The organism is Desulfurella sp. (genome assembly GCF_023256235.1).
Lineage (GTDB): Bacteria > Campylobacterota_A > Desulfurellia > Desulfurellales > Desulfurellaceae > Desulfurella.
Genome location: NZ_JAGDWY010000015.1, coordinates 17,317 through 31,390, shown reverse-complemented (window position 1 = coordinate 31,390; position 14,074 = coordinate 17,317). Strand labels below are relative to the sequence as shown.

Genomic DNA, 14,074 nt, shown 5'->3' with positions numbered 1-14,074 from the left:
TGAGCTTGTTGAGCCTTGCCTCCATCTCGTCTTCATCAGCCCAGTTGTTTGTAGGACCCACTTCTGCCTTGTCTTTGGTGCAAATGTAAGTGCATTCCTCTGTTCTTGCAACATCTAATTTATTTAATATTTCAAAGGCTTTATCTAGGTATTGCTCATATTGCCTTGGTATAGCTAAATACAAAGAGTAGGGTTTATTATCTATTAGATTTGCTTTAAGCGTAAAAGGCATCTGATGAGTTACGGTTACAAGGTAGAGAAACACTAGATCTTTTCCTTTTGAGCCAAACTTGCTTTTTAGTTCTTCCTCGTATTGTTTTTTATAGAAGCTTCTATTATAGCCTTTTAAGTAGATGTTTTCTACCTTCTTATAGGTAAAATTCATAACAGCTGAAACCTCTTTATCTGATTTTACTTCTACAAAGATATAGCGGTCTTTATCCTTTGCAACTACATCAAATGAAGCTTTGCCATAGCCGCCTTTGGATACAATATCATAGCCTTTGCTTTTAAAATAATCAGCTACTTGATCATCATAAGTGTCTTTTGAGTTGGAATACATCTTTTGCCTGCTGTATTTGATAAATCTATAAGGGATGATATTAAAGACTCTATTGAAAGTTCCAGTAGAGCAAGCTCTGGTGTTGAGTCATTGCTTGAGCCCAAAAAGTAACCCTTGAGGGCTTGTTCTTTTGTTTTGTTTTTGTAGATAGAAAGAAGGGATTGCAGGAGTTCTTTGTCTTTTTTGGGAGATTTAAAGAAATCCAGGTTGTTTTGTTTTGAGAGCTTTTTGTATTCAGAGCTTTTTTGTATTAGCTCATCAATTATAAAGTCTTTCAAAGCTCTAAAACGCTTTTGTTTGGTATTTAGGATTGATTCAATGAAGGCTTTTTCTATTTTAAATTTGCGCTTTAAAACACTATTCATTTGTTTTCTTATAGTTTTTTATTTGTTTTGCTTTCCAATTCTTCCAGAGAGCTCATAGCTTTGTAATGCTTAATGCGCCATTGCCAGCCACTTTTAGTTTTTTCTAAGAAACGCTTTAAAGAAGCTTGAGCTAGTTTTTCTCTTCTCTTGCTCATATTTAGTCTCCTTCTAAAAGGTCATTTACAAGCTTTACTAAAAGCACTGTTAGCGCTGTTGTTCCAAAGGTTAGTATTGCTTTTTTAATTGCTTCTTTCTTTTTGGGGTTTGTATCATCATTTAGAATTTTGTTTATTTCTTCAAATAGCTTATCAAGGCCAAGATCGTGCATTTTGGCTTTCAGTGTCTTTAGTATCTGCGCAAACTCTTCTACATAGTCGCTTTTGGATTCATTGTAGTAGCCAAAGGTATCGTAGTCTCTTTTTTTAACAGGATCTGATAGAACAAAGTAGGCTTCGTTTATAAGCTTCATTTTCTCTTCTGCGTATTTGTCTGTGTGGTTTGCATCAGGGTGGTATTTTTTGGCAAGGTTTATATAGGCTTGTTTTATTTCTTCCTGGGTTGCATTTCTGTTTACACCTAATATTTTGTAGTAGTCTCTATCAAACATCTTCTACCCCTTGAAGATATTTTGCAAAGCTGTATTCTATGAGCTCACCGTTTTTTGTTGCAGTGTATGCTTTTTCTTTGTGAGATATCTCAGATAGCTCTTTAGCGCTTAAAAAAGAGAGTTTTTCTATAGTGCTTTCAATAAGGCTTAGTTCATCCGGATTAAATATGTCTGTTTGGGGTTCTTTTAGAGGCTCTAGAACTTCGTAGGATTTATCTTGGTATATTACTTCTTTTACACCAAGTATGTTTTCTTCTACAAGGCTTGATATAACAGTGTCAAAGCTTTCAAGGCAAGGACCGTATGGAAGATGAGCGTATACTGCTCCTGTTATAGAGCAGTTGTTTTGTTTAAAGCTTAGAAAGTCAATGTAGAATAATAACTTGTTTAGTTTTGTTTTTGTAAGCTCTATATTTTTTTCTTTGAGTTTATTTGCAATAAGGCTTATTAGGCTTATGAGTCTTTTTAAAGAAAAGGGTCTGTTTCCTGTAAGCTCTTTATCGTTGTAGCGTTCAAAGATAAGCTCTATATTTTTTAAACTGTCTTTTTTGTAAAGCTCGTATATTTTCTTTGTAATTGAAGCTATCTTTTCTTCTGAGAACTTATCTTTGTTTTTATCCAGAAGCTCTTTTACAGCCTCTGGGTTTTTAAGCAAAGACAGTATTGTATCGTGAGCTTCATTTTGAAGAGAGCCGTTTTCGTATCTGTTTATTGTAGCAATGCCTATACCTGTTAAGTTTGATAGGTCTTTTTGAGATAGATCGTAGGTTTTTCTTATAGCAATTATCTCTTCTGGCTGCAATAAGTGATGTCTTTGCCTGTATATTCTATATGCTATATCAAGTTCATCTTGAGGGTTTTTAGGGTCTTGTATCAGCTGGCCACATTCAAGACACCTGTAGAGCTTCAGCTCTACCTGTATTGGTTCATTTTTTACATTTATTGTTGTCTTGTGTGTATATGGCTCAACAAGCTCTAATTTCTCGCAGTTTGGACAAACCAGTTTCATTTATGCACCTCCTAGTTGTGAAAACTTATGCATTTTAAGTATTCTTTATTTTCTACTTCATAGACCTTTAGCTTTATATAAATATTATCTATTCCTTCAAAACTAATCTTAAACACCCAAAGTTCTCCTTTTTTATCTTTGTCTTCAAGAGGGCCTTCCTTGTAGTCGTCTAAAGTTAGCTCCAATATTGCCTGCTTTAGCGTTTTTTCGTTTAAGCCGTAGTTTAATAAAAACTCTTTGTTCTTTTGCCTTGGAACAAAATCGAAACCGTTTTGAAGCGCTTTCTTTGCGCGTTTTAAATATGCGCTTATAATCTCTTGCTTCATTCATATACCTCAATATATATTATCATATGATAAATGTCAAGCCTATTTTTATCATAAATACCACATTACTTTGTTTTTGCCTTTGTGTTTAGCTTTATAGAGAGCTTTATCTATACTTTCAATTACTAATTCTGTAGTAGTTTGATTATCAAATATGCCTGCTCCTATAGAGATTGTTACTTTTTCATCTATACCAAAATCTATTGATGAGACTTTGTTTTTTATCTTGTTTGCTATTTTTATTAAATCTTTTGCAGATACATCACTTATAAGGATTAAGAATTCATCCCCTCCCCATCTTGCAAAGATATCTTTTGATCTGAGGGAAAATTTTACTTCTTGCACTATTTTCTTTAGTATTTCATCTCCCATGCTGTGACCATAGGTATCGTTAAAGTATTTAAAATTGTCTACATCAAACATTATCACACCGTATGAGTAATTAGAAAACTCATTGAGTTTGGTTTCTATAGAGAGTCTATTAAATATTCCAGTTAGAAAATCCGTCTCAGCTTTTTCTGCAATGGCTCTTTTTTCTTTAATAAGATTTGTTATATTTATAGCAGATAAACAAAGGTAGGTTTTAGAATCCTGCTCAAATTTGAGGATTCTAAACTTAGTATTAACTACTTTAGACTTTTTTATTCTTCTTAATTTAACATATTTTTTGTTAATGCTTGCATCATCAACATCGTTTAGTTTAAAGTTTATGTAGTCTTTTACATACTCTATATGTTTAGTGCTAAAAAGCACAAACGGATCTTCAAGGTTTAGTATCTCTTGAGCTTGTAGGTCAACAAGCTCGCAAAAGTGTTTGTTTACATAAACTATCTTGTTTGTGGAAGACTCTATTACGCATACACCTATTTGGATGTTCTCAAATATGAACTTTAAAGACTCCAGGTTTAGTATGTTTTCCATAAAACCCCCTTGAGATTTAATCTAATTGATGTTAATGCCATTCTATAAAACAATAAAGACAATGTAAACAATTATTCGAGAGTTTTAAAAAAATTTTACTCTATAAAAATCTATATTGCAATGAAAATTGTTTTGTATATTAGGTTTTTATTTATTTTTAATTGACTTTTTTTATGTGATATATACATAAAAATATTTTGGATATTGATTTTGTTAGAGCTATCTTGATTTAGTAAAGCAGTATAGAATACAATTAGTTTTGAATGGGAAAAGTTTATAAACTAAATTTAATAATATAAGCTCTAAATACTTACCAACCTACAAGGATAACTTGAAAAAGCCTTTTACCATATTCCATATACCGCTTGCTATATTTTTGACTATTTTTACAACTTTCTCTTTGACTAAACTTAAACCAACATGTGCTATAGTAGAAACTACTGGTCCGAAATAAGCTCGTGTTATTTTTACTATACCGGTATGTAATAAATCGTAGCCTTTTCTTATTAATGATTCAACAGTGCTGTCAAATGTATTGCGTAGATTTTCTTTTGCTTCTTCTACTGTAATTTTCCCTGAGGCAAAATCGCTTATTATTCTTGAAGTATGAGCTGAAGCTGCCCCAATTACACCTATTTCTTCTGGAGTTTTCGCTGTATCACCTAAAAGCCCTGCGGAATTAGCTCGTTGATATGCAAGAGCGTGAATTAAATCAACTATTTTGTCTTGTTCCTGTTCCATTTGCGTCATTCTCCTCTTTAACATACTGCGAAACTTCTTCTAATGTCGCATCCACTTGTAATTTTATCTGGTCTTCTATGTCTTTCAAAACTTCTGGTGAAAGCTTTGCCTTTGTCTCTGAAAAATCTTTTGAAGCCACTATTTCTTCAAAGGTGTTTATACCACTTATCATTCTCTTTAAGAACTCTTCTGCTTGTTCTTTTGGCAGACCTGTATATCTTTGAATTATTTCTATTATAACTTCTTGTTGATCTTCATTATTTCTTTCTGAAAGTTCCTGTGTTATCTCTTTAATAAACCTTGCTATTTCTTCACTAAAATATTGTTCCATTGTTTCTCCTTAGTCTACAGGTTTTGCAGATATACTCTTTAGTTTTTCTTTCAACGCTGCTATCTGAGTTTTTAAAGACTGAGATATTGGATTAAATTCTTTTAATATGTCTTCCATGTATATTGATAACTTAGATTCATTAAAACTTTCATCAATAAAAGCCCTTTCTACAAGTTCGTTAGCCACTGCTTCTATATCAGCCCCAGAAAATCCACTCAACCTATTAATATATTTTTCAACCTGACTATACCAGCTCTCATGTTTTCTTTTCTTTAAATGTATTCTTAATATCTCTTTAATATTTTCTTTGTCAGGCAAATCCACAAAGAATATTTCATCAAATCTACCTTTTCTCAAAAACTCTGGAGGCATACCAGATATATCGTTAGCTGTTGCTACCACAAATACTGGTTTGTCTCGTTCTTGCATCCATGTTAAGAACGTTCCAAATACTCTTTTCAGAACATCGTGTGAATCACCATTAGGACCAACACCAGAAAATGCTTTCTCTATCTCGTCTATCCAAAGTACACATGGAGCCATAGATTCAGCAATCTTAATAGCCTTTCTTATATTTTCTTCAGACTGTCCAAGATAAGGCCCAAGTATCACACCCATATCAAGTCTTATTAAAGGTAGGTTCCAAGATGATGCTATGACTTTTGCGGCAAGGCTTTTGCCACATCCGGGCACTCCAAACAGTAATATGCCTTTTGGCGTATCTACCCCAAAATCGTTAGCTTCTTTAAGATTTGCTATCACTTTTGACTTTTTATCTAACCATTCTTTCAGATTTTTCATACCACCTAAGCTTGAGATATTTTCCTTAGATGTGACAAATTCTAAAAGACTTTGTCTTTTTAAACTTTGAACCTTGAACTCCGTTATTATAGATATGGATGATTCCGATAGCTCGCCTTCTGTCACCACATATTTTATAATATTTTTTATGTCTTGCTCTCTAAGACCGGTTAAACTTCCTATAAATCTCTCAAGAAAATCTTTTCTATTGCCTTTATAAAAACGCTCCACAATTGTTTTTACTGAATTTTCTATTTCATCTCTGTTTGGAAACGGTATATCAAAATAATAAGATTCTATCTGTAGGTCTTGAGGTATGTTAAAGTATTGGGATACCAAATAAAACTTGAGATATATATTATTCTCAGTAATGTAATTTACAGTATTTTTAAAGGCTCTTTTAATCTTATAATTTTCATACAATAGATTGTCTATATCTAAGAATACGGCAATTCCTTTGGCGTTTTTTTGAAGCCAAAACAAAACAAACTCTATATCTCTTAAAGCATCATTAGATAATAAAGAAACTCTATTGTCATCTTTACAACTAAGGCCGTTTGCTATATCATAAATATACATATTTACTTTTTTAACATTGGCAATTTCTCTAAGCATTTTTAATATTTTAAGCTCTTCTGTAGAAGCAAGATAAAAAAGCTTATACCCATCCGCATTAAAATGGGCAAGAACTTCGTTAAAAATATCTCTATAAGAATTAATTTTTATTATCTTCAAAGTTTTCTACCATATTCCATCTTCAAAACTACAATTGTTATATTTAACCAAATAGCTAGATCTAAGCCCAGCCCGTTTGTGACCATATGTTTTTACATGTTCCATTTTACATTTGGTGGAGTTGTCACCGATATAAATCCCCTCGTTATTCACTCCATCATGGACTTGAGTATTTTGTATATTGACTTGAGATTTTTCTAACCATAGCTGAGAATAGCTATCCTTATTATTCCCATTTTTAAATATATCAGAGTTTGTTATTGAAAGAGTTGAGGATTTGCAGTTTATACCATTAGAGTAATTCCCAAATACTTTTACACTATCCATTTCACATTTGGAGTTTAAGAATAATAACGCAGATGAATCTGATAAATCTGTTGTTGGATTAAAATTTGATACATCAGAACCACTTATCATAATAGATGAATTGTTTGTCGAGATTTGGGTATTTTTCAGGACACAGTTTTCTATGTAAAGATTTATATTCTCACAAATTAAAATTATATTTTGAAAATTTGTATCTTTAAATGATATCTTTGGCTGTTGTGATTGATTTTTTACATTGCTTTTAATGGTGAATATTATATGATCTTCGCTACCAAAGGAAGAAAATAATGCATTTTGTATCTCTAAGCCTTTATTCAGATTTAAGGTTAAGTTTTTGCGTAAAATAATTTTATTTTTATTGCAATCTATCATCTTATAGATATCTACATCAATATTGTCTGTATCTAAATCTATATTATCAATCAACATGTAATATGTCTTAGAAGACCTGATAGCTTCGTATAAGGATTTTGAATTATATATACATTGGTTAGATATTCCTTCTTCTACAAATGGTTCTAATCCAAGTTTTATAGCAATACCATTCAATATTTCTTCTACAGATTTACCTGATTTTTGAGATTGTTCTATAAAATCTTTAATTTCATCATTCCCGTTTCCATAAAAAAATTGAGCTAAAAGTCCGTCATCGCTGTTAAGATACTTCATAAGCACAGGTATATATTTTTTATTAAAAAATTCTTTTATATCATCTATATTAAATATTTTTACCTTTTCTGCGTTTTCTTTAGTAAATTCGAGTCCAATAACTACTCTTCCTAAATCAATTTCCATAAAAAAAATTATATCATTAATCACTACTCCTTTGTCAAGTAAAAAATTTCTAATTTTTTATTTTCTATTTAAATAACACCTCCATTAATTTGCGGCTATAATGAAATTGTGCTAAAAATAAATTGTGAAAGTTATAGAAGAATAAAGATAAAAAACCAGACTAAAACACAAGAAAAAGGTGGCTCAAATTCGTTGGTTATGCTGGCTCAATTTTAATTGACTTTTTAAAGCAGATCTACTTGTTTGTTTTAATCAATGCCTTTAATATAAATCAATATAAAACTATTTAACGAAAACATAAATATTGGCTTTTTGTATTGAGTATACCAAATTACTATAAGTGATAATTTGGTATGTTTGGTAAAAATTTTACAAAACTTGAAGCCATTTATAATAAGCCATAGAAAAATCCTTCCAAAACCTATTTTTATCGGTTGGACCATGCTTAGAATTGTTATGGCCAAACATTCAGGTTAATGACTATAAAGTAAAACTTTCTTCCATCCTTCCTGCCGATAAAAGAAAATACTACATTGGGCAAATTTTAAAATACTGCTTTTGTCTTTGAATGAACTAAATGCTTAAAAACATTTAACATAAACTATAAATACTGGTTGTTTATTTAATTATTTTTATCTACAAGCTTTTATTTAAAGCAGTTTTTGCCAGAAGCGTTGCTTGAGGTGTTAAAGTCAAGTCAAATTCCCCACCTAAGGCGCGTTTATTTTCCCCACTTTATTTGTTTAATTTTTTTTCAATGTGTCATTCTGAAGCTCTAGCGAAGAGTCTCACCACTGTGCAATGGCATAAGTAGATCCTTCGCTTACGCTCAGGATGACTAACTTCGCTTACGCTTGAAGATGACAGGCGTTGCCTTTAGGATGACTGTTATCCTAAACCCATAAGTGTTTGAACTGTGTAATAAATATCAATCCCCTTCAATTTTTACCTCCCCATTTATTTGGGAGATATTTTACATTTTAAGGTGGGGAATTTAAATGCGCCCTACCTGGGGAATTTATAGTACCATTAACACCAATAAGGAATATCCGCAACAGATGGGCTTGAAAAACTATCCCCGGTATATAAAATACAACTTAAATTCGTAAAAGAAAGCTTTAGTTGGTCTAAAATCGTTACGCTTACTAAAGAACAGCAGGGTAATTTTAAAACATTTAGGTTGTAGTGTATAAAAACGAAAGAGGAGCTAAGTAGTTTAATAATGTTAACCATTTAAGCTTTTTTGGTTTTCTCCCATTCTTCAATGTCGCCTTCAATTACATAAAACAAAGGGTTGGTTGAGATTTTGTCACTGCTTAATTTTAGTAAAAACTCATACCTATTTTTGTCCCTTAGTTTTAATTTATCCAATAGATGATTATATTCAAATTCAAGCTGACCCCTCTTTATGGGAATTTTTTCGACAAGTAAGTTTAGAGTTGATATTTTGTTTACATTAAAATTATAATTCCTATTTCTTGCTTCTAAATATACAAAGTACAAAAAAGAATCGATAGCATTTAATGGGTCACTATAAGCTTTAAATCTATCAAGTTGTGGATGATTTTTATAGCCTTTAGTTAGAGACAAAAGGACTTTTTTTGCAAGTAGTCCTTCTCTCCACAGCGCAAGTAAACCTTTTGTATCTAAATAAGCAGGATGCAAAGACCATAGTCTCATAAAATTTTTTTACAAACAGTTATGCTAAAAATCTTTTAGTTTCTCTTTTATCATTTGTGCGATAGACTCACTTATACCCTTAATAGATGCAATATCTTTTAGTGAAGCATTTTTTATATTTTCTATACTGCCAAATTTTTCAAATAATTCTTTTTTTCTTTTTGGACCAATAAATTCTATCCTATCAAGCGCACTTGCAATTGTTGTTTTGCTTCTTAGATTTCTATGGTATGTGTTTGCAAAGCGATGAGCTTCATCTCTTAGCTTTTGCAAAAAGTTTAAAACTTTTTTATCTGTTTCAACTTTGCCATGTTCTAAATACACGCTATCTTCAACATCATATAAGCTTCTTATAGTTTTATGATCAATCTTTTCTTTTGCTATAGCAATAGCTTTTACACCACAAAAACTTGCTGCTTTTAATTGTATAGGTCCGCCATCAAGTATAACTACATCTGGCAGAATGAGTTTTGAGTTTTTTATCAAATTAATATGCCTGCAAATAGCTTCTTTCATAGATTCATACTCGAATTTTGATTCAAGTTTGTATTTTCTATAGTAGGATTTGTTAAAACCTGAAATATCAAATCTTACAACACCTGCAACTACATATTCAAAGCTGATGTGTGCAATATCAAATACGTCAAAATAATACGGTATTTTTTCAAGTCCAAGTAATAATTTTATCTGTTTGAAAACTTCCAAATTTGCTTTGAGTTTTGAAAGATGCAAATCCAGTTGTTCTTTGGCATTGTTTTTTGCTAGTTCCAATATTTTGAGGTTTTCTCCTTTTTTCGGATGGATAATTTCTACTTTTTTTTCAAAAATACTATTGGATAATTCAAGGGGTTCGCTTATTAAAATTTTTTTAGGCAAAAGTTCTCCCTGAAGATAGTATTGTATGACAAATTCCTGTTTTGATTCTAAATCAAATGATTTATTAAAAAAGTAGCTCCTGCCAGCAATAACCTTACCTAACCTTACATTTAAAACATAAACGCAAGTAATGTCGTCTTTTTCCAAAAAAGCAAAACAATCCAAAATTTGTGCTTTTGTATCTGTTACAATAGGTTTTTCTTTTAATATATTGATTGCATCAAGTGAATCTCTCAGCTCTATGGCTTTTTCAAATTGTTCTTCGTTTGCATATTTCTTTATCTGTTCGATGATTTTATTTTTTAGCACATCGTGATTTTTTGACAAAAGAAGCTTTATTTCATCAATTAATTTTAAATAGTCTTGTTTGCTTACCATCTGGGCACAGGGCGCAAAACACTTTTTCATCTGATAATAAATGCATGGTTTTTGATTTGTTTTTTGACAGCTTTTGTCATCTTTTTGTATAATTTTATACGAATCTTTTATAACTTTTATAAGCATATGTAAGCTTTCTGCTGAAGGAAAAGGACCAAAATAAAAATCATCTTTGTTTTTTATGCGTCGTGAGTATGTAACACGAGGAAAATTTTCACTATATGTTATTCGCAAGTAAGGGTAGCTTTTATCATCTCTAAATACAATATTGTATGGTGGACGTTGTTCTTTTATTAAATTTGATTCTAAAAGCAGTGCTTCTTCTTCGTTTTTTGTAACTATAATCTCAACACTATGGGCTTCCTGTATCATCTTTTGCTTATAAGGATCAATATTTTTTCTTAAATAAGAAGCTAATCTGTTTCTTAGATTTTTTGCTTTCCCAATATAGAGTAATTCATTTTGACTTGAATATATTTTATATATGCCGGAAAGTTTTGGAATTTGACGCAAAAGTGTCTTATCCAAAAAAATTTCAACACCGTTCATATAGGCAATTATAACAAAAAAATGTATTTTTAGAATATGTAAGCAAAGCTTAAAAGCTTTGCTTACAAAAAAGTATCAGAGGGGGGATGCTCCTGTAACGATTGGTATATTTGGATTTCTTGATGCGCTAACCATTGAGCCGTTATATGTAAAAACTAGCTCGTTATCAAATAAAGCTCTTTCTACAAACCATAAACCGCTAGCAAAGTAACCTGTGTTGCAATATGAAATAATTGGTTTATTATTATCCACACCAGCTTTTTTAAGTAAATTCTCAATTTCTTGTGGTGTTTTAATTAAAAAGTAATTATCAACTTTTTTAACGCACTCGCCTACTGGCAGGTTAACTGCCCCTTTTATGTGACCATATTTTGCAAGTCGTTTATCACTTGTAAACTCGCCTGTGTATTGAGCAAATGGTCTTACATCGACAAGTTGAATTTTATTTTCATTTTTAACTGCCCATTCAACAAAATCGCTAAATACATAAGTTTGTGGCGTATTGCGCTCTATTACAAAATGTGTTTTTGGTAGTGCAACATCGCCTGATTGAACTGGTCTTTTTTCATCAACCCATTTTTCAAAACCACCATTCATAAAATACACATTTTCAACGCCAGCCCATTTTAGAGCCAAAATAACCCTTGTGGCATTTGTTAAGAAAAATGCAGGATTATCCCCTCCAGAATAAACAATTACAGTGTCAGTTGGTAAAATTCCAGCATTTGATAAAGTTGCTTCAAGTTGCGGGTTATTGGCAATACTTGCAGCTTTAACACCATATTGTTCACTAAAAAGCTCGCCCGTTGGCGTTAAATTTATAGCATTGGGCAAATGTGCTTTTAGATATGCTTCTTGTGGTCTTGTATCTACAATTACCACACCTTTTTTACCAATCATAGATGCAGCTTCTTGAGTGCTTAAAATACCAACTTTTGCAAAAGCAAAGTTAAACAATAAAAGCAAAGCAAAACATACCATCCATGCTAAACGCTTTAGCATAAGTACCTCCTTTTAAGTAAGTTTCTCACTATATAATATACACATATTATTAAATTTCAACCCTAAAAAATTTTTGCCAAAAAATTAAACTAATGTATTATAATATCAAAGGTATGAAAAGTGTTTTTGAAGTTTTAGAGTTTGACAAACTAAAAAATGTTTTAAAAGAGTTTGCTCAAACAACATACGGTAAAAATTGTATTGATAAGATAGAGCCTGTATTTGATTTCGAAAAAGCTCTCCAAAATTCAAAGATTTTAGATATTTTTTTTGAAAATTTACAAAACTCTATACCATCACTTGATGATATATATATAGATAATTATTTAGATAAAGTTCTTTATTCTCAACTAAGCTCAAAGGAAATTTACTACATATATACTTTCATTGATTTTATAAGCAATCTAGACAAAAACCTGGCCGAAAATCTCAAAAATTATATAAATTTTGTTAATCTTGATAAGCTAAAACTTTTAATAGCCCAAACAATTGATGAAACAGGTTACGTCAAAGACTCAAGCACAAAAAAACTTTCATTTTTAAGATCAAAAATTAAAGCAACAAAAGAAGACATAACAAAGCTTTTGCATTTTTTTATAAGAAAAAAAGGATTGCAAAATATCCTGCTTGATACAAATGTTTTTTTGAAAAATTCACGTTTTACAATACTTGTAAAGCCAAATTATAAAGAATACATAAAAGCAAGAAAGGTGGATATTTCAAGAGCAGGCTTTTTTGTAGAGCCATACGAAATATTTGAGAAAAACAATTATCTTGAAGATTTAATATTGGAAGAAACAAAAGAAATACAAAAAATCCTTATTGCTTTTACAAATCTTATTAGAAAACATGCTCAAGATTTGATTCATAATACAAAAGAACTTGCAAAGCTTGATTGTTTTTGTGCAAAAATCTTATTTGCAAAAAAATTTAATGCAATATTGGCACAATTTGATGAAAAAAAGCGTCTTGAAGCTCACAATTTAAAACACCCCCTGCTTTTAAAAACTCACGAAAATGTTGTAGGCAACGATTTAAGTTTAAATGGATCTTTAATAATAACAGGCCCAAATACTGGTGGAAAAACAGTATTTATAAAACAAGTAGGTCTTGCAACGCTTTGTGCGTTTGCCAATATACCAATCTGTGCAGATTACTTTTCGATAGGTAAAGTGTCAAATATATTTGCTGTAATTGGCGATGAGCAGGAAACAGAAAGTTTGAGCACCTTTTCTTCGAATATGGTTAGAATAAAAGAAATAATAGATAAATCAGACGAAAACTCCCTGATACTATTAGACGAACCAGGAAGTGGAACAAGCCCGGATGAAGCATATGCAATCGTATATGCTATATTTTCTTATCTAAACAAAAAAAACCCGATGCTCATTATGAGTACACACTACAGAAATCTAGTATATAAGTTAAAAGATATTGACAATGTTTCTCTGGCCGCATTTGAGTTTGACGAAGATAAACTTCAACCTACCTATAAGCTAACCTATGGCAAAATTGGCAAAAGCTACGGCATAGAAATCATGCAAAAGTATTTGAACACTGATATATCCGAAATAGCTAAACAAGCTTTTGAATCAAAAGAAAATCAGCTATTTGATAAATATGAAAAAGAACTCAATGAAATGCTAAGAAAAAAAGATCTATACAACAGACTCATAAAACGATACAAGATGCTCTTTAACAGACTCAATCAGCAAATAAATCAGTTAAAGGAAAGTTTATTGAGTGAACACCTGCAAACACAACAGCAATATAAACAACTGTTAAATACATTAAAAAAAGAGATTTCAAAGGTTATCAAGACCAAAGAAATAAAAGATGCCCAAAGGTTTGTAAGCTCAATTGAAAGATTTGACTTACCAAGCAAGCAAACTCCAATTTCAAAACAAGTATTTGAAAAAGGAGATACTGTAAAGTTAGGAAAATCCTTTGGTACAATTATTAACATAAAAGGACAATATGCTCAGGTAAGTATTGATGGTAAACTTATACAGGCAAAAATATCTATGTTGGAAAAAAAGCAAAGTCCACCAAAACAAAGTTCTATAAAT

14 protein-coding genes and 1 pseudogene are annotated in these 14,074 nt (G+C 31.1%); 1 reads left to right on the top strand and 14 read right to left on the bottom strand.

The features are described from left to right. The 14 genes and pseudogenes from Q0C22_RS01650 to Q0C22_RS01585 all read right to left on the bottom strand — a co-directional run. Positions 1-562, bottom strand: a 562-nt coding sequence (locus tag Q0C22_RS01650) for a hypothetical protein (protein WP_291490352.1), incomplete at its 3' end; no start/stop codon positions are given. Next, the gene (locus tag Q0C22_RS01645; RefSeq protein ID WP_291490351.1) at positions 523-927 is read right to left on the bottom strand and encodes a hypothetical protein; all 405 of its coding nucleotides are present in this window, start codon (positions 925-927) and stop codon (positions 523-525) included. The genes Q0C22_RS01645 and Q0C22_RS01650, both read right to left, overlap by 40 nt. 8 nt (positions 928-935) lie before the next feature. Beyond that, positions 936-1,082, bottom strand: coding sequence for a hypothetical protein (locus tag Q0C22_RS01640; RefSeq protein ID WP_291490350.1), 147 nt, complete (start codon positions 1,080-1,082; stop codon positions 936-938). 242 nt (positions 1,083-1,324) lie between these two features. Next, positions 1,325-1,534: pseudogene (locus Q0C22_RS10405) on the bottom strand (DnaJ domain-containing protein); the annotation flags it as partial. Beyond that, positions 1,527-2,543, bottom strand: coding sequence for a type II TA system antitoxin MqsA family protein (locus Q0C22_RS01630; protein ID WP_291490348.1), 1,017 nt, complete (start codon positions 2,541-2,543; stop codon positions 1,527-1,529). The pseudogene Q0C22_RS10405 and the gene Q0C22_RS01630, both read right to left, overlap by 8 nt. An 11-nt stretch (positions 2,544-2,554) precedes the next feature. Next, a complete protein-coding gene (locus Q0C22_RS01625) occupies positions 2,555-2,869 on the bottom strand; it encodes a hypothetical protein (protein ID WP_291490347.1) in 315 nt (104 codons plus the stop codon). Positions 2,870-2,920: 51 nt separating this feature from the next. Next, entirely contained in the window at positions 2,921-3,790 is an 870-nt protein-coding gene (locus tag Q0C22_RS01620) for a sensor domain-containing diguanylate cyclase (protein WP_291490346.1), read from the bottom strand. Between the two features lie 318 nt (positions 3,791-4,108). Beyond that, complete coding sequence (locus tag Q0C22_RS01615; protein WP_291490345.1) at positions 4,109-4,531, bottom strand: hypothetical protein; 423 nt, start codon at positions 4,529-4,531, stop codon at positions 4,109-4,111. After that, complete coding sequence (locus Q0C22_RS01610) at positions 4,503-4,862, bottom strand: hypothetical protein (protein WP_291490344.1); 360 nt, start codon at positions 4,860-4,862, stop codon at positions 4,503-4,505. The genes Q0C22_RS01615 and Q0C22_RS01610 overlap by 29 nt, the downstream gene beginning before the upstream one ends. A 9-nt stretch (positions 4,863-4,871) precedes the next feature. Then, positions 4,872-6,398 (bottom strand): AAA family ATPase, encoded by a 1,527-nt coding sequence (locus Q0C22_RS01605; protein WP_291490343.1) that lies wholly within the window; start codon positions 6,396-6,398, stop codon positions 4,872-4,874. 6 nt (positions 6,399-6,404) lie between these two features. Next, positions 6,405-7,520 carry a hypothetical protein gene (locus Q0C22_RS01600; protein ID WP_291490342.1) on the bottom strand — a complete coding sequence of 372 codons (1,116 nt, stop codon included), beginning with the start codon at positions 7,518-7,520 and terminating at the stop codon, positions 6,405-6,407. Between the two features lie 1,233 nt (positions 7,521-8,753). Further along, positions 8,754-9,200 carry a pyrimidine dimer DNA glycosylase/endonuclease V gene (locus Q0C22_RS01595; protein WP_291490341.1) on the bottom strand — a complete coding sequence of 149 codons (447 nt, stop codon included), beginning with the start codon at positions 9,198-9,200 and terminating at the stop codon, positions 8,754-8,756. A gap of 24 nt (positions 9,201-9,224) precedes the next feature. Further along, entirely contained in the window at positions 9,225-11,003 is a 1,779-nt protein-coding gene (gene uvrC / locus Q0C22_RS01590) for an excinuclease ABC subunit UvrC (RefSeq protein WP_291490340.1), read from the bottom strand. Positions 11,004-11,078: 75 nt separating this feature from the next. After that, positions 11,079-12,005: a sulfurtransferase gene (locus Q0C22_RS01585; RefSeq protein WP_291490339.1), complete on the bottom strand. Its 927-nt coding sequence runs from the start codon at positions 12,003-12,005 to the stop codon at positions 11,079-11,081. Positions 12,006-12,097: 92 nt separating this feature from the next. Between Q0C22_RS01585 and Q0C22_RS01580 the strand changes: the two genes are divergently transcribed. Next, the coding region (locus Q0C22_RS01580) for a hypothetical protein (protein WP_291490338.1) at positions 12,098-14,074 on the top strand (1,977 nt) is incomplete at its 3' end.